The sequence below is a fragment of the Citrobacter sp. RHBSTW-00887 genome, from assembly GCF_013728095.1.
GTDB classification, from domain to species: Bacteria; Pseudomonadota; Gammaproteobacteria; order Enterobacterales; family Enterobacteriaceae; genus Citrobacter; species Citrobacter braakii.
Genome location: NZ_CP056267.1, coordinates 1364757 through 1386270 on the forward strand (window position 1 = coordinate 1364757; position 21514 = coordinate 1386270).

General features: G+C 49.0%; 23 protein-coding genes and 4 pseudogenes. 8 read left to right on the forward strand and 19 right to left on the reverse strand.

The annotated features are described in order from the left end of the window. The first annotated feature begins 3 nt into the window (after nucleotides 1–3). A complete protein-coding gene (locus HV314_RS06510; RefSeq protein WP_181547622.1) occupies nucleotides 4–3246 on the forward strand; it encodes an ATP-binding protein in 3243 nt (1080 codons plus the stop codon). A 74-nt stretch (nucleotides 3247–3320) separates the two neighbouring features. Here the strand turns inward: HV314_RS06510 and HV314_RS06515 are convergent. Further along, nucleotides 3321–3947 (reverse strand): annotated as a pseudogene (locus tag HV314_RS06515) (YfdX family protein). A gap of 280 nt (nucleotides 3948–4227) precedes the next feature. Here HV314_RS06515 and HV314_RS06520 point away from each other — a divergent pair. Further along, nucleotides 4228–4824: a DUF308 domain-containing protein gene (locus tag HV314_RS06520; protein ID WP_049040331.1), complete on the forward strand. Its 597-nt coding sequence runs from the start codon at nucleotides 4228–4230 to the stop codon at nucleotides 4822–4824. Continuing rightward, nucleotides 4824–5171 carry an HdeA/HdeB family chaperone gene (locus HV314_RS06525; RefSeq protein WP_016157253.1) on the forward strand — a complete coding sequence of 116 codons (348 nt, stop codon included), beginning with the start codon at nucleotides 4824–4826 and terminating at the stop codon, nucleotides 5169–5171. The genes HV314_RS06520 and HV314_RS06525 overlap by 1 nt, the downstream gene beginning before the upstream one ends. Before the next feature lie 361 nt (nucleotides 5172–5532). Here the strand turns inward: HV314_RS06525 and HV314_RS06530 are convergent, their stop codons facing one another. The 4 genes from HV314_RS06530 to HV314_RS06545 all read right to left on the reverse strand — a co-directional run bounded on the left by HV314_RS06530 (nucleotide 5533) and on the right by HV314_RS06545 (nucleotide 11322). Further along, entirely contained in the window at nucleotides 5533–8649 is a 3117-nt protein-coding gene (locus HV314_RS06530; protein WP_181547624.1) for an efflux RND transporter permease subunit, read from the reverse strand. 28 nt (nucleotides 8650–8677) lie between these two features. Next, nucleotides 8678–9835 carry an efflux RND transporter periplasmic adaptor subunit gene (locus HV314_RS06535; RefSeq protein WP_016157251.1) on the reverse strand — a complete coding sequence of 386 codons (1158 nt, stop codon included), beginning with the start codon at nucleotides 9833–9835 and terminating at the stop codon, nucleotides 8678–8680. 278 nt (nucleotides 9836–10113) lie between these two features. Continuing rightward, a complete protein-coding gene (locus tag HV314_RS06540) occupies nucleotides 10114–10680 on the reverse strand; it encodes a Slp family lipoprotein (RefSeq protein WP_181547626.1) in 567 nt (188 codons plus the stop codon). 285 nt (nucleotides 10681–10965) lie between these two features. Further along, entirely contained in the window at nucleotides 10966–11322 is a 357-nt protein-coding gene (locus HV314_RS06545) for a hypothetical protein (RefSeq protein WP_080859106.1), read from the reverse strand. Between the two features lie 308 nt (nucleotides 11323–11630). Between HV314_RS06545 and HV314_RS27310 the strand changes: the two are divergent. The 5 genes and pseudogenes from HV314_RS27310 to HV314_RS27560 form a co-directional block, all read left to right on the forward strand. Then, nucleotides 11631–11723 (forward strand): annotated as a pseudogene (locus HV314_RS27310) (phage tail protein); the annotation flags it as partial. After that, nucleotides 11710–12029 (forward strand): annotated as a pseudogene (locus HV314_RS27315) (hypothetical protein); the annotation flags it as partial. The pseudogenes HV314_RS27310 and HV314_RS27315, both read left to right, overlap by 14 nt. A gap of 15 nt (nucleotides 12030–12044) precedes the next feature. Continuing rightward, nucleotides 12045–12602: pseudogene (locus HV314_RS06550) on the forward strand (phage tail protein); the annotation flags it as partial. Continuing rightward, nucleotides 12602–12940 (forward strand): hypothetical protein, encoded by a 339-nt coding sequence (locus tag HV314_RS27555; RefSeq protein WP_373369326.1) that lies wholly within the window; start codon nucleotides 12602–12604, stop codon nucleotides 12938–12940. The pseudogene HV314_RS06550 and the gene HV314_RS27555, both read left to right, overlap by 1 nt. A 3-nt stretch (nucleotides 12941–12943) precedes the next feature. After that, entirely contained in the window at nucleotides 12944–13183 is a 240-nt protein-coding gene (locus HV314_RS27560) for a tail fiber assembly protein (protein WP_373369327.1), read from the forward strand. Between the two features lie 82 nt (nucleotides 13184–13265). On the opposite strand, the gene waaZ is transcribed toward HV314_RS27560, so the two are convergent. The 14 genes from waaZ to HV314_RS06625 all read right to left on the reverse strand — a co-directional run bounded on the left by waaZ (nucleotide 13266) and on the right by HV314_RS06625 (nucleotide 21468). Then, nucleotides 13266–14027, reverse strand: coding sequence for a 3-deoxy-D-manno-oct-2-ulosonate III transferase WaaZ (gene waaZ / locus HV314_RS06560; protein ID WP_181547628.1), 762 nt, complete (start codon nucleotides 14025–14027; stop codon nucleotides 13266–13268). Nucleotides 14028–14066: 39 nt separating this feature from the next. Next, nucleotides 14067–14327 (reverse strand): helix-turn-helix domain-containing protein, encoded by a 261-nt coding sequence (locus HV314_RS06565; RefSeq protein ID WP_181547630.1) that lies wholly within the window; start codon nucleotides 14325–14327, stop codon nucleotides 14067–14069. A 654-nt stretch (nucleotides 14328–14981) separates the two neighbouring features. Then, the gene (locus HV314_RS06570; protein ID WP_181547632.1) at nucleotides 14982–15311 is read right to left on the reverse strand and encodes a TA system toxin CbtA family protein; all 330 of its coding nucleotides are present in this window, start codon (nucleotides 15309–15311) and stop codon (nucleotides 14982–14984) included. A gap of 20 nt (nucleotides 15312–15331) precedes the next feature. Further along, nucleotides 15332–15649: a type IV toxin-antitoxin system YeeU family antitoxin gene (locus tag HV314_RS06575; RefSeq protein WP_063844051.1), complete on the reverse strand. Its 318-nt coding sequence runs from the start codon at nucleotides 15647–15649 to the stop codon at nucleotides 15332–15334. 18 nt (nucleotides 15650–15667) lie between these two features. Then, entirely contained in the window at nucleotides 15668–15889 is a 222-nt protein-coding gene (locus HV314_RS06580; protein WP_181547634.1) for a DUF987 domain-containing protein, read from the reverse strand. An 8-nt stretch (nucleotides 15890–15897) separates the two neighbouring features. Continuing rightward, on the reverse strand, nucleotides 15898–16380 hold the full coding sequence (locus HV314_RS06585; protein WP_181547636.1) for a JAB domain-containing protein: 483 nt from the start codon (nucleotides 16378–16380) through the stop codon (nucleotides 15898–15900). Between the two features lie 8 nt (nucleotides 16381–16388). Beyond that, complete coding sequence (locus HV314_RS06590) at nucleotides 16389–16847, reverse strand: antirestriction protein (protein WP_181547638.1); 459 nt, start codon at nucleotides 16845–16847, stop codon at nucleotides 16389–16391. An 85-nt stretch (nucleotides 16848–16932) separates the two neighbouring features. Further along, nucleotides 16933–17169: a DUF905 domain-containing protein gene (locus HV314_RS06595; protein ID WP_181547640.1), complete on the reverse strand. Its 237-nt coding sequence runs from the start codon at nucleotides 17167–17169 to the stop codon at nucleotides 16933–16935. Nucleotides 17170–17246: 77 nt separating this feature from the next. Further along, nucleotides 17247–17657, reverse strand: coding sequence for a hypothetical protein (locus HV314_RS06600; protein ID WP_181547642.1), 411 nt, complete (start codon nucleotides 17655–17657; stop codon nucleotides 17247–17249). A gap of 66 nt (nucleotides 17658–17723) precedes the next feature. Beyond that, nucleotides 17724–18161, reverse strand: coding sequence for a hypothetical protein (locus HV314_RS06605; protein WP_038434461.1), 438 nt, complete (start codon nucleotides 18159–18161; stop codon nucleotides 17724–17726). Nucleotides 18162–18202: 41 nt separating this feature from the next. Then, complete coding sequence (locus HV314_RS06610) at nucleotides 18203–18739, reverse strand: DUF4339 domain-containing protein (protein WP_181547644.1); 537 nt, start codon at nucleotides 18737–18739, stop codon at nucleotides 18203–18205. A gap of 25 nt (nucleotides 18740–18764) precedes the next feature. Further along, entirely contained in the window at nucleotides 18765–19475 is a 711-nt protein-coding gene (locus tag HV314_RS06615; RefSeq protein ID WP_181547646.1) for a DeoR family transcriptional regulator, read from the reverse strand. Between the two features lie 208 nt (nucleotides 19476–19683). Next, complete coding sequence (locus tag HV314_RS06620) at nucleotides 19684–20508, reverse strand: DUF932 domain-containing protein (protein WP_181547648.1); 825 nt, start codon at nucleotides 20506–20508, stop codon at nucleotides 19684–19686. A 96-nt stretch (nucleotides 20509–20604) separates the two neighbouring features. Continuing rightward, nucleotides 20605–21468 (reverse strand): GTPase family protein, encoded by an 864-nt coding sequence (locus tag HV314_RS06625; RefSeq protein WP_047358927.1) that lies wholly within the window; start codon nucleotides 21466–21468, stop codon nucleotides 20605–20607. Nucleotides 21469–21514: the final 46 nt, after the last annotated feature.

Sequence of the window (21514 nt, forward strand, 5' to 3'; positions counted from 1 at the left end):
GTAATGCTGGAACGCTTGTTTATTTTTTTGATGGTCATATTTACCATCGGGTTTTCTACGGGTGTAAGCTCAGCCCGGCAAGTTGAGCTAAAAAGTAACTATAATACCTCAGTACAACATATCGGCTTGAACAGGGAAGAAACAAACTGGTTAGCGCATAAAAAAACCTTGGTTGTTGGCACCTGGTTACCGGAAGTCTCCCCCATTGTTTATCAAAATAGCGGTGAATATTATCGGGGCGTCAACGCGGATTATCTTGCGCTAATGCAAAAGAATCTCAATATAAAAATTGTTATAAAGCAGTATGATAATGAGCAAGAAGCGCTGACCGCACTTGCCAGTAACGATGTAGATACATTGATAACTCAGCTGTCCCGGCGACAAGATGTCGGCGGCCATTTATTGCGCACTTCGGCATTACTGACGACGTGGCCGACGCTTGTGACCTCGCTAAAAAACACCATGCTGCCGCTGACCTCGGAGCATCAGGTTAGCGTCGCGTGTGTGCGAGATTGTCCTTTTCTTGATGTTATCCAGGATGCTTTTCCTGAAGCTAAAGTCTCATTTTTCGACGACGAGTATCAGGCCATGGCATCGGTAGTGAACGGTGATAACCAATATTATATTGGGAACAATATCACCAGCAGTCATTGTGTCTCCCGATATTTTTCGCAATCACTGGTTATTACGCACTACTTTGATAAACAAGAGCAATATAATTATTTTGTGGTGAAGGACGACCAGCCAGTATTAAGAAATATTCTTGATGGTTTCATTACGTCAATCAGTAATGAAATTCATATGCAGGTCATGCAGAACTGGCTGAACCGCGGTAACCTTGCTTTTCTGAATGCGCCTATTCCTTTTACCGATCAGGAAAAAGCGTGGCTGAAGAAGAAACATACTATTCGCATTCTTATCAATCCAGATTACCCGCCTTACACGCTTGTCGATCGCAGCGGTGAGTTACGTGGAATTCTTGGCGATTTGCTGAATATTATTCATCTGCAAACGGGGATTGATTTTGAGCCGGTTTTGGCCAACACCAAAAGTGAACAGACCAAACAAATAAGCGGCGAACGATGGGATATGTATCCCACTATCACCCTGACAAATCAAAATCAGCACAATTCGACCTTTAGCGATCCGCTGATGAATGTGGCATTTGTGATTATCACTTCCCGCGATGAAACGGCCGACTCGTTACTGAATACACCGATCCGTATTGCGTTGCCCGCCGGACATGTTTTGGAAAGTGACCTGAAACAACGCTACCCGCAGGCCACCTGGGTGGATGCTGATACTGGCAGCGTCGCGATGACTATGCTCAGGGATGGCAAGGTTGACGCGGCAATTGCTACCGAATTGTCGGCAAGGTTCATGGTCGATCATGACTATCAGAAAAACATGCACTTTTTTAGGCTACCAGATATGCCTGGCGCGTCGGTGAGCTTTGCGGTTTCTCCCCACGAGCCCATGTTGAAGTCCGTAATGGATAAAGCGCTGCAGGCGATACCGCCGCGTGAGATTTTGCAGATGACGGAGAAGTGGTCGAAAATTTCTAATACGCAGGTCGATCTCTGGAGTCGGTATAGCAAACAGTTCTATCAACTGGTGGTGTTTGCGCTGTTGCTGATAGCAATTAGCCTGATCTGGGGGATCTCACTCTCCCGTGAGGTAAATAAAAGAAAACAATCGCAGCGGCAGCTGGAAGAGCAGCTTCATCTCAAAGAGGCATTGTCTCAAGAACTGGAAACCGAAAAAAATAAAGCGATTGAAGCAACCAAGGCCAAAAGTCGCTTTCTTGCGAGCATGAGCCATGAATTACGTACCCCTGTCAGCTCGATTGTGGGCTTTCTGGAATTACTGTCGAGCTCAGAACTCAGCCCGGCACAACGAAAAGAGGCGATTGCTCTTACCGCAGCGACAGCCCAGTCACTGCTTGGGCTGATCGGTAAGATTCTGGACGTTGATAAGATTGAGTCTGGTAAATATCAGGTTGTTCCTCAATGGACGGATCTCTCGCAGCTCATTGAATTGCAGTGTCACTCTTTTGATGCCTTAGCCAGACAGAAAGGCGTTACGCTTGCTTGCGTAAGCCAGTTGCCGGCAAACGAGCGGGTGTTTGTCGATCAACAAGCTTTGCGGCAAATTCTCACCAACCTGGTGGGCAATGCGCTGAAGTTTACCGAGCAGGGTAGCATTCATGTGACGGCCCGTTTAACACCTGACGGGGAGAATCACGGTACCCTGACCATCGCCATTAGCGATACCGGTTGCGGGATTAGCGAAGAGGAGCAGGCCGGGCTGTTTCGTCGCTACGCTCAGGGGCGCTGTGGGCGTCAACAAACGGGGTCTGGTCTGGGATTATTTATCTGCAAAGAGCTGGTGACGCTGATGGGCGGTACGCTGGAGCTGATGAGCGTTCCGGCGCAAGGAACCACGTTTACCATAACGCTGCCGGTTGAGACAGCCCGCCAGTCAGTTGTACCGGATAGCAACACGCCGGGGGCGCTGTTGCCGCTGCCGTGTCTGTCTATTTTGATAGCAGATGACAACCCGACCAATCGCCTGCTGCTTAAGCGACAGTTGAACGCCATTGGTTACAGCGTGGATGAAGCGTGTGATGGTGAGGAAGCCGAAGCCAAACTGGCTAAAAAATCATACGACCTGTTGATAACCGATGTGAATATGCCGAAGAAGGACGGGTTTGATCTTGCGGCTTCGTTACGTCGTCAGCAGCCTCATTTACAAATATGGGGACTGACGGCCAGCGCGCTCCCACAGTCACGTGACAGGTGTCTGCAAAACGGCATGAATTTGTGTCTGTTTAAGCCCGTGTCGATTCAGACACTGACGCATGAATTAAGCAAAATCGAAACCGGTTATTCGTCTCCTTGTGCAATCCGGCATCTGAAATTCAATGTCTTGACGGAAAATACCGGCGGCGATCGCGCATTAATGAACGAGATACTCGAAACATTCCGCGAGGCAACGTTTAGCGATTTACAGGCGGCCGAGAAAGCCGTTGAGCAAGACGAACCCCAGCTGTTTTTGCGAGCCCTTCACCGGTTGCATGGTTCGGCGCAAATTCTGGGCATTACTGCTCTTCAGACGCTATGCGAACCTTTTGAATCGATGCGACATGACGATCTTCCTCTGGCAGTACGCCAGGAAGCATTACAGAAGATTGTTGCCGTCATGCGGGAAATTGAGATTGAGATTAACAGTCTGATTAGCCATTAACCCCCCTGATCGGGTTGCCGTAGCAACCCGATCAGGAGAGAAAGTCCTGGTTCAACACTCCGTAGTGCTGAGTATTACTGGCCTGCGCCCAGCATCTCGCTATCGATCACAATGCCTTCTTCAGCACCCTTTAACACAAGGTTTGCTTCATAGTATTTACCTGAAGACAGCAGTTTTTGAGCGCTGGCAACGGCTTTACGCGTCTGATTCAGGGGCATCAGGTATTGGGTCTGAAGCACGCTGATACCCGCCAGTTGCAAGGTATCCACAGCACCTTTCCAGTCGCCTTTAGCCATTTTGCCATTCGCTGTATTGATAGCGGATTCTTTAGCTGGGGTGGCAATATAGTCTTCTGACAGCGCAATCGTAGCGTTAATAATCACGTACTGATCGTCAATCATCTTGGCTTTAGGCGCAGCTTTTACAAATTTCGCCCAGTCGTGGCTGTCACCTGCAAGCAGGGAAGCGGCGTCATCGGTTAATTTTTTAGCACTGTCAGGCTGTCAATGAAACAGGGCCAGACGGGCAAGCTGAATATCACGCATCGCGTTTGCACCTTGTACTGCGACCTGCATAATATCGGCAGCTTCTTTTTGTACATTGGCGGTAGCAGTTTGTGCCGGCGTGGTAGTGGTAGCTGCCAGTACCGGGGCTGAGCCCATCATGGTTGCAAGCAGACCTGCAAGAATAATCTTTTTCATTACTTTCTCCTGAATAAATTTGGTATATCTCACCAAACGAAATAAGCATATTAAATAACTTCGAAGAGTGGAATCAGAGCCAGGATAGAATAATGAGCGTTTAATCTTACAGGTGTCAGACGTCTGACACGTGTAGGATTATACAGATAATGACATTCCTTTATTCTTATATACGAATTCGGAGGGAAAGTCTTATCATTCCATTGTAAGTGATATGTATTAAGTGAATATTACTCTTTTATTAGTAGGTTACATTGCGTTTCTATGTAACGGAGGATGTATGTTTGTTTTTAATCAGCAAAGCCTGAAAGCATTTAATGAAAAAACACTATTTCATTATAAAAGACACGCCACAATCATGGCCGTGCTGTTGTTGGTTTGCGGCATCTGCTGCTTAATCTATCCAATCGCTGCAGGTGTTTACTTAAGCTATGCAACAGGTTTTATGTTCCTGGTGTGCGGCTTCTATTCTATTTACAGCCTGTTTTCCTCGGGTAAAAAGCAGTTGAAAGCCAAATTTACCTATGCCTTTTTTGCTATCGCATGGTTGCTGCTGGGATACTGTTTCCTCGAAAATCCTGTGATAGGTATGAATTCATTGGCAATGGTTTTTTGCTGCCTGTTTATTCTTGGCGGGATTTTTCGTGTTGCTTCCGGCGTCAAAATGTTCCGCAGTCCGGGCTATGGATGGAATATTTTTATCGGTATTTTTGACCTGCTTATTGCAGCCGTATGGCTGAATATGGATCCCGACCGTTCTTATGTGTTTACCTCCATCTTTATAGGCGTTGAGATGATTTTTAGTTCTTTGGCTTTTATCAGTCTGCGCAGAAATGCGTCGTTGGTACAAACTGAAAAACTCGCCGATAAAAATTAATGCTACTTCTGGAGCGCATTGTGAATATTAAATTGATTGTCTCTACAGCTATTCTTATGGCCTCTGTTATGGCGCCGATGAGCCGTGCTTTTGCTACACAGGCAACGGAAGCGGCGCCACAAGATATGACCTGTAAAGAATTCGTTGATATGAGTCGGCAATACATGACAGCAATTGCCTTTGTGATTGTTAATAAAAATTCGGACTTTAAAGGCGATGATTATGTTCCCCTGCATGAGGTGGAAACTGTCGCTGTACCCAAGATGATTAAAATGTGTCATCGACACCCTGATACTAAATTGGGCGAGCTGGCCGTAAATCTGAAGGGTTCCGGTCTGCACTATTGATTACCCGTTTTGATAGCCTGGCATGAGTCAGAATTGACAACCTCTGTACCTACCTTAGTTGTTACCCTACAAGAAAAAATCCCCGTAATGTTTACCCTGCTATCCACGAGAAATTCGCTGGATAACAGGGCCCGCTAACAACCGTAGACCTGATAAGCGAAGCGCCACAGGGCATTGATTACCCGCAGAGCAGAGGGACTCAAGTGTGGTGGAGAATGCCACTCTTAACGTAGTCACTGTATCGTCGCTGTAATGAAATGAAGAACTTAAGGTGAACGGAACCCTTTCTCTGAGAGAGCATTGAGAATCCCTGGGATTTAATAAACTTATCCCAGGGATAATCACGTACGAGGGCAGGGAATCAGCGCCGTGTTTTGAATCGCGCCAGCATGTTTTCTACGAGAACAAAGAACAGCGGAACAAAGTAGATCGCCAGCACTGTTGCGGCCAGCATCCCACCAATAACACCCGTACCGACGGCATTTTGCGCACCAGAGCCCGCGCCGTTGCTTATTGCCAGAGGGATAACCCCTAAGATAAAGGCCAGTGACGTCATCAAAATAGGGCGTAAGCGCATTTGCGCGGCCTCTACTGCGGCTTCAAGCGGCGTTTTTCCTTCCTTTTGCATGATCTCGACGGCGAACTCGACGATCAGAATGGCGTTTTTAGCCGAGAGCCCCATGGTGGTGAGCAGGCCTACCTGGAAGTAAACATCATTGCTCAGGCCGCGCAAGTCGGTCGCCAGCAAAGCGCCGACCACCCCGATTGGCACAACCAGCATTACCGAGAACGGTATCGACCAGCTTTCATACAGTGCCGCCAGTGCCAGAAATACGACGATCAGCGAAATGCCGTACAGCATTGGTGCCTGGTTTGTGGACAGCGCCTCCTGATAAGACAGACCGGTCCAGGCATAGCCGACGCCCGCGGGCAGTTTGTTTATCAGCGATGCCATAAATTTCATCGCATCGCCGCTGCTTTTCCCTTCGACCGGCTGGCCCAGAATTTCCATTGCAGGCTGACCGTTGTAGCGTTCAAGGCGGGGAGAACCGTAGGTCCACTCGGTGGATGAGTAGGCCGAAAGCGGCGTCATGGCGCCGGAGGCATTACGTACGTACCAGTGATTGATATTATCCGGCAACATACGGAACGGCGTATCGGCCTGGACATACACTTTTTTAACGCGTCCCTGATTCAGGAAATCATTGACATAGCGACTACCGAACGCCGTGGAGATGGTCTGATTGATATCCGATAATGCAACGCCCATGGCTTCTGCCTTCGTGGCGTTAACATGAATGCGGAACATCGGTGTATCTTCCAGACCATTCGGGCGCACCCCGTCGACCTCACCGGACGACTGGTTGGCCAGCGCCAGAAGCTTGTTTCGGGCCTGCATCATTTTTTCATGCCCAAGGTTACCGTTATCCAGCAGCTCCATGTCAAAACCTGAAGCCGTTCCCAGTTCTGCAACAGCGGGTAAATTAAACGGATAAACGACGGCATTATTGATGGTGCTTAAGGCCATCATCGCCCGTCGAATAATGGCGGTGACTGAGTTTTCTTCACCAACGCGTTCTGACCACGGTTTCAGGCTGATAAACGCCAGACCGTTGTTTTGCCCCTGGCCGCTGAAACCAAATCCGCCTACGGTGAAAACCGAAGCGACATTTTTCTGTTCTTTCGTCAGGTAGTAATCCGTTATTTCCCCGAGCACTTTGCTGGTGTTCACCATCGTTGAGCCCGAAGGCAATTGCGCGGTGGTCATGAATACCCCCTGGTCTTCTTCAGGCAAAAAGGAGGTCGGGGTACGTAGAAACAGCACAATCATGCCCGCGCCAATCACTAAGTACACGACCATATAACGGCCTGTGCAACGTAGCAGTTTACGGGTGCTATCCGTGTAGTGCTGAGTACATTTCTCCATAAAGTGATTGAAACGGGTAAACAGAAAATGTGTGTTTACTTTTTCTCCCTCGTGGGATTTCAACAGCATGGCGCAGAGTGCTGGCGTCAGGCTCATCGCCACAAACACCGACAGCAGCATGGAGGAGATTAAAGTGATAGAAAACTGACGGAAAATTTCACCGGTTGCTCCGCTCATAAATGCCATCGGCATAAATACGGCGGATAACACAACGGCAATACCGACCAGCGCTCTCTGCAACTGGCCCATCGCTTTATGTGTCGCCGCTTTTGGTGACAAGTGTTCTTCGGCAATAATGCGTTCTACGTTCTCAACCACCACGATGGCATCATCGACTAACAACCCTATCGCCAGCACCATGCCAAACATCGTGAGCGTATTAATCGAAAAACCCGCGACGTCGAGTATCGCAAAGGTGCCAAGGATCACTACCGGAACGGCGATTGTGGGGATAAGCGTTGCGCGGAAACTTTGCAAAAACAGATACATGACGAGGAATACCAGAATGATTGCCTCGATCAAAGTATGAAAAACCCCCTGAATCGAAATTTCGATAAACGGAGTGGTGTCATAGGGATAAACGGTTTTCATGCTGGCCGGAAACCAGGCCGATAATCTGTTCAGCTCCTGTTTGACTGCCTGGGATGTTTCCAGGGCATTCGCGCCAGCGGCAAGTTTAATTGCAATCCCGGCGGCGGGTTTACCGTTGTAACGTGCAACCGTTGCATAATTTTCCGCACCCAGCTCAATTCGCGCGACATCGCGCAGCAGAACCTGGGAACCATCTTGCTGAACTTTAAGGAAGATCTTGCCAAATTCATCGGTAGTTTGCAGGCGCGTCTGGACGATTATCGACGCATTTAGCTGCTGATCGGCTGACTGAGGCATGCCTCCCAACTGCCCACCCGATATCTGATTGTTCTGAACTTTGAGCTGGGTAATGACGTCCTGAGGTGTGAGGTTATACTTGTCGAGCTTTTGCGGATCCAGCCAGATACGCATGGCGTATTGCGAACCGAATAACTGTACGCTCCCCACCCCGGCAGTGCGGCTTATTGGGTCTTTGATGTTCGAGGCCACATAGTCGGCAATATCATATTGGCTCAGGCTGTTATTATCAGAGATAAAGCCGGCGACCATCAAAATATTGCTGCTGGATTTATCAACACTGATCCCTTGCTGCTGTACTTCCTGCGGTAAAGAGGGCATCGCCAGCTGCAGTTTATTCTGTACCTGAACCTGCGCAATATCGGGTGACGTGCCCGTTTTGAAGGTCAGGATAATCGACGCATTACCTGCCGCATCGCTGGTGGATGACATATACATCAGGCCATCAAGACCATTCATATTCTGTTCAATCACCTGAGTCACGGAGTCTTCAACGGTCTTTGCGTCTGCCCCTGGGTAGGCAGCGCTGATGGTAATGGTTGGGGGAGCAATTTGTGGATACTGGGCGATCGGCAGGTTCATTATCGCGATACCGCCCGTAAACATCATGATAATGGCGAGCACCCAGGCGAAAACCGGGCGCTCAATAAAAAAGTTGGCCATGAAGAAAGTGTCCTTAATACCTGAAATATTACTGTTCAGTTCCCGCGTCAGGAGTGGTCAGTTTTGAAGGGAGGACCCGGGCTTTGATTCCCGGACGAATTCTTTGTAATCCGGACACAATGACCCGATCGCCGGGGCGTAATCCTGCGGTCACCAGCCATTGATTGCCAACGGCCTTCACGGCGTTTATTTCGCGCAGTTGCACCACGTTTTGCTGGTCAAGGATCAGCGCGGTGGCTTTTCCTTGTTCGTTATGCGTAATCCCTTGTTGGGGGACCATCAAAACATTCTGCTGGCTGCCTTCGTCCAGCAACGCTGTGACATACATGCCGGGTAAAATTTCACCTTCAGGATTGGGGAACACGGCGCGCAAAGTCACCGATCCGGTGGTCTCATCGACGGCGGGATCAGAAAACTCAAGCGTACCGGTATGGCGATAGGGTTTGCCGTTTTCCAGCATCAGCTCAACAGGAATTTTGCCTTGTTGCTGGGCAATTTTGCCGTTGGCTTTCTCTTCTTTCAGGCGTAAGAAATCTTGTACTGACTGTGTTAAATCAACATAAATCGGATCCAGCCGCTGAACGGTGACCAGCGCGTTTTCCTGATTTGCGGTGACCAGGGCACCCACGGTTACGGAGGATTTACCGCTGATGCCATCAATCGGTGAGGTGACATTAGCGTAACGAAGGTTGATGGTGGCCTGCTCAAGATCCGCTTTGGCGACGGCGACATTGGCTTCTGCTTCATTAAGCTGTGAGCGTGTCGTGTCGTAGTCCTGGCGGCTGACGTAATTGGATTTTATTAACGCTGACTGCCGATTTAATGTCAGACGCACATTATTGGCCGTCGCCAGTGCCTTTGCCAGCGCGCCTTTGGCTGAATCCAGTCGTGCCTGCAGCGGGGCTGGATCAATTTGATACAGTGACTCTCCTTTGCTGACTTTATCACCTTCAATAAAGTTGCGTTTTATGATGATCCCACCAACCTGAGGGCGGATTTCGGCGATCTCGAATGAAACCGCGCGACCTGGAAGTTCACTTTTAATATTCACTGAAGAGGGCGCTAAGGTAACAACGCCGACCTCAGGCTCCATCGCGGTGGTTTTTACTGCAGGTTTATTATCGCAGGCGGTGATGATGACGCTACTAAAAAATAATGGTATCAACAGTAAGCATTTTCTGTTCATAGTAATCCCTGAATAAATCGTAAACACCAATGTTCTTTTATTACAGGCAGGGTGGGAGAGTTATCGGTAAATAACAAAAGATGCTCAGGCATGAGATGGCTAAAGCCCATTTTTTCGCTCAAGTGTTAGCGGGTAAAATTATATGTAACAGGAAGAATGCGTGCTAAGCGAAGGATCTCATAAAGCAGGATGGCGCAATAAGGTCAACGCGGGGTAATGTGCTGGGCGTTTGTCAGTACCCGACTCCGGTATATATTCGCGCCATCTTACTACAGAGATTATTTCACTAGCTCCTGAGTTACCTGAGTTACTGTATTAGCGTAATAGGGGGCGCCCCACATGGGTTCAGGCCAGAACGCGCCATAGCCGTAATCCCACATATTATAGGTGGTGTTGACTGACTCCGTTAAATGCCAAACCTGAATACCTTGTAAATCAACTTTAACAAAGTTGTACGGGACTTTGTTGATGAATCCTGGTTCATCTCCTTGAATTGTCCCCAAAATAGTAACGAAATGGTTTCTGTAGTTTACCGGATCGAGAAAACCTTTCTGCTGGGCAAGAATACGCCCCTGATAGCTCGCGTCTATTTGCGGTTTAGCATAGTTGTTCAGTGGCAGAACAGCGATTTCCAGTAATGTATCCGTTTTGGTGTTAATCACATTGATGACTTTACCCCCAAAGCGGGCCTGCTGACCGGTATATAATCCCGGTTGGTTATGCACGGAGATAAAGTTTTTTTGTATATCTGGTTGATTATTACCTTTGATATTCTCAGGAATTGAAGCACATGATGCCAGGGTGAAAGCAAGGGCAACAATTATCAACCCTTTTGTTTTTTTCATTTTACTTTCCTGCTAAAAAAAGACAGGCCTATAGTAACCCTTTGCTCATTATTGTCAGCAAACGTGCCGTTGATTATCTAAAATTAATATTATTGTAGCTTATGGTAATAACAGACTGTATTTTATCTGGTCGCTGGATGAGGGCGAAAGTGTGTGGCGACAGGTCCAATGCGTTACCGTGGCCCAGCTCTGGTTTAGCCTGGCGGGTAGGCAATCCTGGATTACGGCTCATTACTTATAAAAAAAACCGCGAAAGCGGCTTTTTATTATTGAATGGCTGGAAGATTACTCGCTGACTTTTTTCTCAACGGAGGCAGCACCTTCTTTGGTCTTATTCCAGCCTTTCTCGGTACCTTCTTTTGTTGCATTCCAACCTTTTTCAGTACCTTCTTTGGTTGTATTCCAGGCTTTTTGTGAGCTTTCACTCACTTTACTGCTCAGGTCATCTTGTTTACCTTCAGCAGCATGTTTTGCTTTTAACTGTTGCTCTTCGCCCTGATTCTGCGCCTGATGCAGTTTTTCTTTTGCGGTATTGGCATTTTCGTGCGCGGCGGCTACATCATTATCAGTTGCGTGTGTTGTCGCGGCAATAACGGGAGAAGCCAACAGAATTGCAGATAATGCGATAATTGTCTTTTTCATAATATCCTCGCTTAGCGTTATAAGTTATTAGCGTGATTAAGCATGGCACACGAACGAAGCGCTGGCTTTAGGAAAAAACTGTAAGTGCTGATGACGGTATTTATCCATTTTGTGCAGCTGTGAGCGATCAATACGGTAATTTTGTGGTGGGTCAAAAAGCCGCATTCAGTGTTAGGTTAAATAATAATTAATTATCGTTATTAAGCATGGATATATTAAGTATATGTAAGCACACCCGTTTTAACGATCCGGCCAGTGGTATAGAGTTGCGATAATGCGCCAGCGACCGCGGGTGTCTTTTTGTTCATACCGTTGCGGAATGTGTGATCGACAAACTTGCTCCGTCGCACACCGTTGTTGTTTTTGCCTATCCGGAAGGAACAGAAGATGCATCGAATTGATACTGCTACGGCTCAGGTTGATAAATTTGGGCCGGGGAAAAATGGCTTTACGAACGGAGACCAGGCAACCGGCCGCCGGATCTTAACAGTGATATGTGGGATGCCGTACAGGAAGAGATTTGCAGTGTCGTGGAAGGTGCTGGTGAGACCCTTGAAAAAGGGAAACATACCCAGTTATTTGAGGCGATACAGTTGCTGGTAGGGAGTGGTGTGGGTAATGCCTTGTTAAAAGCGCAAAACCTTGCAGATCTCCAGGATAAAGCAAAGGCAAGAAGTAATCTGGCATTAGGGGAACTGGCGACGCTTGGGTTAAATGATGTTTACCCTGTTGGCGCGCCAATTCCGTGGCCGTCTGACTCAAATCCATCCTGATTATATGCTCTTATGCAGGGGCAGGCGTTTGATAAAACGAAGTATCCAAAATTAGCGCTGGCCTATCCCTCGGGGATTATTCCTGATATGCGCGGCCAGACGATAAAGGGCAAGCCAACCAGCGGTCGGGCTGTTCTGTCGCAGGAACAGGACGGCATTAAATCACATAACCATAGCGCTACGGCTGCAAATACGGATCTGGGAACAAAAGCGACAACGCCATTTGATTACGGGACAAAAACAAGTAATAGCACAGGCGCTCACACCCATGGAGTATCTGTTTATTTCCTTAATACATCGGTGCAAACGGGATTAGTCGGTGCAGGGGGTGCTGGAACTCAGCAAACGGCGTCAGGTGGTGCTCACTCCCATACAACACCAATTGGTGCACACAGCCATAACGTTACTTTGGGCGCACACAATCACGCAATTACGGTCAACGCTGCGGGCAATGCAGAAAATACCGTAAAAAATACCGCATTTAATTATTTAGTGAGGCTTGCATAATGACTTTTAAAATGACTGATTTGGATCTGATTATTACCATCTATAACCTTTCCGCAGATACAAACGAATTTATCGGTAAAGGTGATGGCTTTATTCCGGCGTATACGGGTTTACCTGCCTATTGCACTGATATTGCCCCGCCTGATTCGCCGGATGGCTTTGTTGCCGTGTTCGATGATCAAACAGGTAAATGGGCGCTTGTCGAAGACCATCGCGGGAAAATTGTTTACAGCATCCAAACGGGGGAAGCAACCACAATTAACCAGTTAGGCGCACTATCTGATGATGTTGTTTCCATCGCACCAGAAGGCCATTTTGTGAAATGGGACGGAAAATAATGGATACACGACACGGAGGCAGAAAAAGTGGCGCAGGTTACTCAGGCGACGCAACAAAAAGAAAGTCTGCTGATGCTGGCAAAATCAGAGATTGACTGGCGTCTGGATGCTGTTGGTGAAGGAATGGAAACGGAAGAGAAAACCGCCGCGTTGTCAGAATGGAGAAAATACCGCGTTCTGCTTAATCGCATTAAGCCAGCCGATGCGCCAGATATTGACTGGTCTGTTTCGCCATGTGATTAACACTTGTTGCGATAGATATGATAAACACGTCTATCGCATTCAACCACAGAATTTAATATGAGTTAATACGACCTAAATACATTTAATTTAAAATGTTATCGGTGCTCATGAATGGTATTACTTCATATGGGATAGCTGTTTTATCTGAGAGGTTGAAAATATTCCCACGATGCTTTTTCATTAGAAAAGTAAAGGATTTCAATATAAAATCAAAATCCGTGGGTAATGTTGTAGGTTGTGGTTTACCTTCGCTATAAAACCTCTCACATTTTCCTTTCATGTCCAAACCTGAGAAGTAAATTTTTTGGAATTTAAGTGTTATTGCTAGTTGTAATGCACTAAATGCAACCGTCGCACTACCGAAATGACCATGATATACATCGGTTGAGAAAGCAATTACTTTTTCTTTACGTGATACAGAACATTTTATAAAAATGTTTTTATTGATTGCCGATTTTATTTTGTATCTTATTTTCCTTCCAGGACCACCCCTTGATCCACAAAATTCATTTAGGATAAAACATGTATTAAGTAAGTTTTCTCTTTCTGTAGGTGTTGCCCGTTTAATAACATCATGGCTAATGAAAGTATACTTGGCATAAGATGAATATTTAAGAAAAAGATTCTTGTTATTTTCATAATATGAACCATCACAAACAATATATGCCAACACTGGAATATTGTGGTCTAGTAAGTAACCTGTGCTACCATTGACACTAATGACGCTTTTTGAACGCAATAGTTCCAAAGGTGTGCAAAGTGATGATGGACCAGACAAATAAATAATACAGTCATCAGAAATGGTTTTCCTTATTGTTTGTAATTCTCTGTGTGTGATTTTCATTTGGTTACCATAGGAAAGTAATTAAATTAAACAGCACATTTATAACTTAGCACCGATTTCACGCATTTTATTTAACACTTCATTTAATTCATTTTTATCTAGTGTTAATTGAGCTGCAATAAAAAAAAGTATGTGCGGTGATATCGCGCGCGGCGACTCACCGCCTGTATATTTTCTCCATTGGCTGTTGCTTGCTACACCAGCCAGATCTGCCATTTGTGTGCCGGTATAACCAAGCTGTTCTTTGAGCTGGTTAAGGTCTTCTGGAGTAGGGGGGTCGTAGTCATTAATCAGTCGCATATATCACCTGTATAAAAGCCCCTTTCGGGGCTTTATATTAGAATAATTTGAGCAGTACAGTGGTAATTGTTGCTACCGCCCCGATAAGCCCTGAAGCAACAACAATCGGATACTAGGCTGATTCGCGGTTAAGCTTTGAAGTTTCTGCCATCAGCTTGGCGATTTCCGCATGGATTTTTTCAAGTTCGGCGGTTGTTATATCGTTAGTGCTCATTGTTCATCCTTTCGGGTTCGGGCTGCGGCCTTTCCGCTACCTCATGCAAAGAATAATAGCCCCTTTGGTGCTAGGAGTCAATTCTTCATATCAAAGATACAAAAAAGCCCGCAAAGCGGGCTTCTTCATCGCAAAGGAGCCGCGGCTCCTTTGCGTATCCTTTTTTGTCTCCTCACCGTCTGGTCGGTGTCCTGCTGAGACTGCTAACATCCTGTTTTTGTTAGTGCTGTCCTAGCACTGTCGCTGGCGGAGTCTGAATTGGTTTTGTAAATTGTTGTTTATTGGCTGAAAACCTTCAGTTCAATTTTCATTTTGGTCCCATTGTTGGTCCTAAAAGAAAATGTCAGGTTTTTTGCAGGGGAGGGGAGGTTACAGCAGGAGTCTCTTCGTCTACGAGATTAGCATTTTGCTTTCCTTTAATCTGCTCTGTATTTAAGCGTTTATTTCACATTAGTTTTTAGCAAGCCGGTAGAGCGCCTTGCTCGTAGAATATCCACTACGGAAATATACGGGGTTTGTTCTTGCCACGAAAATCCCTTTCGGTCGATACGAACCAGTTCGTACTTTTCGACAAGAAAGTTCACCGCATCGCTTAGCGATACTCCAGCATTAATATGTTCCTGAATAACTGTATTATCACTGAACGGCGTGTCGTTTAGCGTCAGGCCATAGTGTTGTTCCAGCAGGCGTGTCAGTAACATTTGCCAGACAGCCACGGGCGACAGACAGGGCTTCGTCGCCCGTGAAATTGTAGCAGGTAGAGTTTTCATGTTTGCTCTCGTGAAATTCGTTAGCGTTGAGTGGGATAGACGGCGATGTATACATAGCCGCAACTGCCAAGAGTGTCGGCTTCGCAGGTGAAACCGTTGTGGTACAGGGTGACACAGTGGGCATGGCGGGGATTCATTTCACCAGTGGTCAGCATCGATTCCATCTGGCTGATAAAGTGCGGGAATGTTTCATCCAGCTTCCGGCATTCAGCGTCACTGAATTTACCGGTGATACTGGCCCGGTCAGCCAGATAGTACAGCCGGTTGCCCTCCTGTACCAGACGGGCTCCCAGACGCGGCGTGGTATCCCGCTGCAGGCCCCATGTAATGTTGCTCATTTATAACCACCTTTATTGTCAGTTCAGAGTGATACCCATCAGACAGGTATAGGGACCGTTGCGGTCCTGGCGGCGTTCGGCGTATACCGCCAGCACGCCGGGAATGTCAGGAACGGCCAGACCGGTGTAATGACAGATACTGCCATGCCACTGGTATCTGCCGGTGCAGTATCGAAAAATGCGGGAGGCCGGATGCTGACGGTAAATCGTCATCGCCCGGCGTTTACTGATAATTTTCATGTCATACCTCAAAGCAAACCGTGTTCAGCAAACGACAATATCTGCGTGCCACCGACAATGAGATGGTCAGGAACACGGATATCAACGAGCTGAAGCGCCTGCACCAGACGCTGCGTGATGGACTTATCTGCCTGGCTGGGTGTGGTGTCACCGGAGGGATGGTTATGCGCCAGTATCACTGCTGCCGCATTGAAGTACAGGGCGCGTTTGACCACCTCACGGGGATGCACCTCGGTGCTGCTAATGGAACCGGCAAACAGAGTTTCGTGGGCAATCAACTGGTTCTGCTGGTTCAGATACAGCACCATAAACTCTTCGCGCTCCAGCCCCGCCATTTTCAACCGAAGCCAGTCGCGGGCGGCCTGAGTAGAGGTGAATGCCACGCCTGTTTCGCGCAGGTGTCGGTCAAGCAGGGTTAAGGCGCGTTTTACAATATGTTTTGCGGTCAATGGAAGTGCCGGAGTCTGTGGGATAAGTGACTGTTCCATCATGAATATCCTTAATCAATAATGCGAAAAATGGCGTGGAATTCAGGATGCTGCAGGGCGTAATACCGCAGGCGGTAATAGTGCTCTGTCATGGCATCGCATTCGGTGCGACAGGCGTGATGGCTGTATTCAATCATGCAGATAGCAATACCTGCGGCTTCTGCGCTCATTTGCGCACCATTGCCGTTCATGCCGTTGAACAGATACCATTTATCGTCACCGTCAGCATCAGGGGCCATAAACGCGCCGCCATTACGGAGCGTGTAAAAGGACCAGATACCACCGCTGTACTCATCACAAAAGCGCTCCATCCAGGCGAAAATACGGGGTTCCAGCGATATCCACTGCGGGATATCGCCAAAATACAGCGGCCAGAAATCGAGACGCTGCTCGTCAGGTACCAGGGTTGCAGTAAGGTCAAATTGAGGTTCATTAGCGGACATCAATTCTCGCTTAGTTTGTGTCGTCATGGATATTCTCCGTCAATAAAAACGCCAGCGACGATGGCTGGCGTATGGGAAATAAAGGACATGCAGGGATGATGAATAGGTGTGGTCAGTAGGAGGATGCTCTGAGGATGCCTGACTTGCGGATATAACGGTTAAGCCCTTCACCAGCATCAGGTTCAAAGCACCACGCCCGCCAGACCATTCGACCTTCAGAGTCACGAACCACCAGGCGGAAGTGGCTGCGCTGGTCATCTTCAACAGCGATATTTTTATACCGGCGGGTAACCGCTTCAGCCTGCTGTCGGGTGAACGGTCCCGGTGGCAACATATGAGATTCAGACATTCGGTGTACCTTAAAAGCAAAAGCCCCTGACGCAGACGCGTTAGGGGCTTTGGGAGTATGCAGGTGTCGGGTGATTGTCAGTAACCGGTTTGTACCTTATACAGCCGCAGGGTTTTGCTGCCCCGTACAATTTTCACATACAGGGCATTATCTTTCGTGCCACGCACAAAACCGGCCTGCACATCGCCCTTACAGTCACCACCATCGTAAGGAATGTTGACACCGGTCTGGCGCACGAGGTCGATAATCCCGAAGCTTAAGTCTTCACAGGCCGGGCCCGGCAGGTCGTGAATCAGGGCAAATTTATGGTCGTCGCTGACACCGGTCAGTGAGCACATGGAGGTGTTGATGTCGTTTCCCTGGCACCAGTACTCCTGGCCGGGATTGTCTTTATCCATCAGGCTTGCCGGAAGCTGAGCGGCACCGGCACTGAATGCGGCAAGTGACAGAATGAGGGCGGGTACAGCAGAGGTCAGTATTTTCAGCATGGTTTTCTTCCTGAATTAATCCAGCCCGCTGTCGGGCAAAATGAGGGAGGTTGGTATCGAGTGTTATCAGAAGCGCCGGTAGCGAAACAGCTCTTTGCCCTGGTAAAGTGCCACCAGGTCGTCATATTCCGGCTTCTTCTGGTTGGGCTTAAAGGTCACTACCGTGCCCGGACGGCACAGGTCTTTTACGGTGAGACCGAATTTCTTGTCCGGAGTAATGGTGAATCCCTTCGACACATCGTTGTGCATGATAGTTATCCAGCCCCACAGGCCACCTTCGCAGTCTTTAAAAGGTGCTGAACGCACCGTGACCATCCCGCCCTGACGGTCAACAGACATGGCTTCGCATTTTCCGGTAACCTGACGATGCGCATCACACCAGAAAATATTCCCATTGTTGTCATTGACGACTGCAGGTAGCGTCCGGTTATAGGGCTGGGCCTGAGCCCCTGCACAAAGCAGAAGGCTGCCGGTAATGCCCAGTATTTTAATTAGTGTTTTCATTACGTTGGTCCTTAACAGAGAAAGTATCAGGTAGCGGTGATTCAGGCCCATACGGTCAGGGCCAGCATCACAATCCATACCCAGAAGTAAGCCGGTTTCTGACCGAGGGTTTTCGCCCGACGCCACAAATAGAACGGCACCAGCCAGGCCAGTTTGCCGAACATGGTGGTATCCACTCCGGCATTACGCAGGCGTCGCTCATCGAGATACCCCAGAGCGATATTGAGCAGCAGCGTGATAAACCAGTACTGCCCGCCCGAGACAGCCTCATATGCCTCGTCAAAAGACATTCCGTTCAGCCCTGCAGTCCACAGCTCGAGCGCATAACCAATGAAGGGAGCAAATGCCAGCGTCCATGCCACTCCACCCGGAATGCGGTTCCCCGGCAGCGCTGGTGGTGTGGTGCTGTGGAGTAGCGCTGAAGCCAGCGGGGTGGCGGAGACCGGTTGCCAGTCCGGCATGCCCTGTCGCCACACCAGCGTGGCAGCGGTGAGTTCACCGCGCGCAATCAGGCCAGTGATGTCGTCCTCGGTCACATTGTCGTGACGTATGCCATTTTTCTCGTAATGCCAGGTCATAGCTTTTCCTTCTTAACAGAGGTAATTAAATCAGTGTGTTGTCCGGCTTCTCCTCAGAGGGACCAGGAGACAGGACTTCGCGGATACAGCTGAAGTGCGGAAGGGCCTGGATAAAGCCCGCCTGTGTGGTTAACTGGCAGAGACGTTTTCGCGGGGTAAAAGTGGTGTTCAGAACTGTCACCGCATGGATGGTCGCCAGAGGATGCACGGTGATATACCCGTTAAGTTCACCAGTGAGGTACCAGCAGCCGTCGAGTGATATCAGGCGGTATGGGGCCAGCCCGTCACAGCGCTCTCCCTCGGCCAGCAGCAGTACCCGCTGGCAGGCGGTAATGGCACTGACGAGACGGTAGAACACCAGTGAGATGGCCGGGGACACAGAATGTGGCGGCTGCCATACCAGACACGGCATCCCTCCGGCAGTGAGCAGCATGCCAGCCAGACGCCGGTCCAGCCCCGGAAAAATATCGGCCAGTCCTGCCCGGTGAGCAAAGGTCAGTGCATCCAACTCGCCCTGTACGCCCCCACCGGTGCTGCGCAGGCGGCATTGCCCCCGTCGATACTCAAGGTCGAGGTATATCAGCCGTTCGCGAAAATCCCGTCGCAGGGTACGGACTGACACACCAAACTCTGCAGCAAGCCGCGCCATGTTCAGCGTTTCACCGGCAACCAGGCGGCTGATTATCAGTGACAGCCTGACAGCCAGCCGGTCATGACGGCGCTCTGCCTGTGTCATCTTAAATCTCCGTAATAGTTAACTGACTGAATATGAAATGATTCTAAAGAGGGGGGCGGACAGGTTATGGACACGGGATGAACTATTTTTTATCTGCCTCCGGAAGCAGGCCCGACGCGGCACACCGTGAGATGCGGTGAAAAAACACTCAATCCAATGGAGGCAAAACGGACAGGGAGTGTCCTTTCCTAACATGCTGATAACAAGCTCAGGACTGAAACCCACTCAGCATCGCTTCAGCCATCACCCAGAGAGCCCGGTTGAGCCTCACATCTCCGTCGATACTACGCACGGCACGGGTATGCGTTCGCCCGCCTTTTGCACTCCGACCACTGAGCCCGCCCTTAATCAGGTTCTCCTGAATACGCTGGTATGTGGTCCATAGATCATTGCTCTCATCCTGCCAGCGGCGTGGGGATAGTATCTGAGGTGCTGTCACCGGCTGGTGGTCCTCACCGAAACGGTACGTCAGTGCAGCCTGTGCCAGAGCCTGTTGTGCAGGTGGCGGCAGCATCAGCGACTGCATGGAATCTCGCTTCTCTTCCACACGGTCAAAAATACCCAGCACTTCATACGCCCCCTCAATCACCTGACTCACGACATCTCCTTTGTGCGGCACCCGCACCTCGCCAAACGACTCACCGCAGACGAGTCCGTTCTGGCACACCGCACGGAATAATCCCGGCAGCATCTGATACGAGCTGGTGCCGTCATGAGAGTTGAGCAGAATGATTTCCGGGACTTGCTTGTCGGTAATTTGCCCCTCCCGACGCAGGCGCAGCATGTGCTTTGTGTGCTCGCGGCGACCTGGGTCACGCACTCTGGTCTGACAGGCAAAGAAGGGCTGAAAGCCTTCGCACTGCAGACTATCCAGCAGGGATATGGTGGGTATATATGTGTATCGTTCACTGCGGGATTCGTGTTTGTCCTCGCTGAAAACACTGGGCACTACACGAAATAGCTCTTCGCGGGTTAACGGACGGTCACGACGGATAAGATTTGATGCGCCAAAGCGCGAAGCCAGACGTGTCATAAGCAGACTCCTCATGATGGGAAAATAAAGACAGAAAAGCCCTGCCGCTCAATCGCGGCAGGGCTCAGGAAACTACGGGTTAGAGGGGGTAAGTGTTCAGAAGAAGAAATTCCAGACGGCACGAGCGACCGATACCACGGTGTCGCGTGCAGCCTGAATGATTGCCCGTATTGGGGGTGGTATCAGTGGCATGGAACTTATTGTGTCCAGTACCGAGCCGACCGTTTCACCAAAATCGTCACGCGCTTTTTTATTAACGGCATTGGTACGAAGCGGAGCACTAAGCTGTACTGCCACCGGACTGCTGGCCTCACGTGGTAAGCAACGGATCATCCGTTCAGACATCACCCGCAGCCCCCACTGCAAACGTACCGACACCGCACAGACAGGGTTTACAGGTTGGAATAGCTCATGTAACAGGCCGATTTTGCGGCTGATGTTTTGTTTCTGTTCAGTGGATAATTTATCACCACCGCTGGTGGGTTCAGCTTTATCTGCCTGACTGATAACAAATAGCATCTTATGCCGGTATGCCTCACCTATCACCTGTCGGTAAAAATATTCATCCACCGCCAGTGCCCGGTCATCGGCCTTAATCAGCCACAGTATCAAGTCGAGCCGGGGAAGTTGTTCACGGTACAGCGTGGCATACTCGCTATCGCGAACGCCACTTTCGCCCACTCCGGGCAGGTCCACGATGGTCATATAGCGCTTTCCCAGCTGCAGGCGAAAGCACAAGGGCTCGCGTGTGCAGGCTGTAATATCATTGACTGGCGACACCTCCCCGGCAAACAGGGCATTGCACAAGCTGCTCTTACCCGCGCCGGTTTTCCCCATAATGCCTATTACAGGCTCGTAGTGGGTTAACTGATTTATCTGCTGCAGAATGCGTTCAGATACCCACTGGGGCAGACCAGAAAGCGAGTTCTGCATGGGCAGCAGGCCGTCAGAATTTTTCATCGCAACTCCTTTAAAATATAAAATAAAAAAACGGCAGAACAGTGAA

Coding starts and splice junctions, on each gene's coding strand:
- HV314_RS06530 (WP_181547624.1), bottom strand. CDS start 8,649: ATGGCCAACTTTTTTATTGAGCGCCCGGTTTTCGCCTGGGTGCTCGCC.
- HV314_RS06540 (WP_181547626.1), bottom strand. CDS start 10,680: ATGAAAAAAACAAAAGGGTTGATAATTGTTGCCCTTGCTTTCACCCTG.
- HV314_RS06610 (WP_181547644.1), bottom strand. CDS start 18,739: ATGACCTGGCATTACGAGAAAAATGGCATACGTCACGACAATGTGACC.
- HV314_RS06590 (WP_181547638.1), bottom strand. CDS start 16,847: ATGACGACACAAACTAAGCGAGAATTGATGTCCGCTAATGAACCTCAA.
- HV314_RS06615 (WP_181547646.1), bottom strand. CDS start 19,475: ATGACACAGGCAGAGCGCCGTCATGACCGGCTGGCTGTCAGGCTGTCA.
- HV314_RS06535 (WP_016157251.1), bottom strand. CDS start 9,835: ATGAACAGAAAATGCTTACTGTTGATACCATTATTTTTTAGTAGCGTC.
- HV314_RS06510 (WP_181547622.1), top strand. CDS start 4: ATGCTGGAACGCTTGTTTATTTTTTTGATGGTCATATTTACCATCGGG.
- HV314_RS06570 (WP_181547632.1), bottom strand. CDS start 15,311: ATGAAAACTCTACCTGCTACAATTTCACGGGCGACGAAGCCCTGTCTG.
- HV314_RS06520 (WP_049040331.1), top strand. CDS start 4,228: ATGTTTGTTTTTAATCAGCAAAGCCTGAAAGCATTTAATGAAAAAACA.
- HV314_RS06575 (WP_063844051.1), bottom strand. CDS start 15,649: ATGAGCAACATTACATGGGGCCTGCAGCGGGATACCACGCCGCGTCTG.
- HV314_RS06585 (WP_181547636.1), bottom strand. CDS start 16,380: ATGATGGAACAGTCACTTATCCCACAGACTCCGGCACTTCCATTGACC.
- HV314_RS06605 (WP_038434461.1), bottom strand. CDS start 18,161: ATGAAAACACTAATTAAAATACTGGGCATTACCGGCAGCCTTCTGCTT.
- HV314_RS06625 (WP_047358927.1), bottom strand. CDS start 21,468: ATGAAAAATTCTGACGGCCTGCTGCCCATGCAGAACTCGCTTTCTGGT.
- HV314_RS06595 (WP_181547640.1), bottom strand. CDS start 17,169: ATGTCTGAATCTCATATGTTGCCACCGGGACCGTTCACCCGACAGCAG.
- HV314_RS06620 (WP_181547648.1), bottom strand. CDS start 20,508: ATGACACGTCTGGCTTCGCGCTTTGGCGCATCAAATCTTATCCGTCGT.
- HV314_RS06545 (WP_080859106.1), bottom strand. CDS start 11,322: ATGAAAAAGACAATTATCGCATTATCTGCAATTCTGTTGGCTTCTCCC.
- HV314_RS06525 (WP_016157253.1), top strand. CDS start 4,824: ATGCTACTTCTGGAGCGCATTGTGAATATTAAATTGATTGTCTCTACA.
- waaZ (WP_181547628.1), bottom strand. CDS start 14,027: ATGAAAATCACACACAGAGAATTACAAACAATAAGGAAAACCATTTCT.
- HV314_RS06565 (WP_181547630.1), bottom strand. CDS start 14,327: ATGCGACTGATTAATGACTACGACCCCCCTACTCCAGAAGACCTTAAC.
- HV314_RS06580 (WP_181547634.1), bottom strand. CDS start 15,889: ATGAAAATTATCAGTAAACGCCGGGCGATGACGATTTACCGTCAGCAT.
- HV314_RS27555 (WP_373369326.1), top strand. CDS start 12,602: ATGACTTTTAAAATGACTGATTTGGATCTGATTATTACCATCTATAAC.
- HV314_RS06600 (WP_181547642.1), bottom strand. CDS start 17,657: ATGCTGAAAATACTGACCTCTGCTGTACCCGCCCTCATTCTGTCACTT.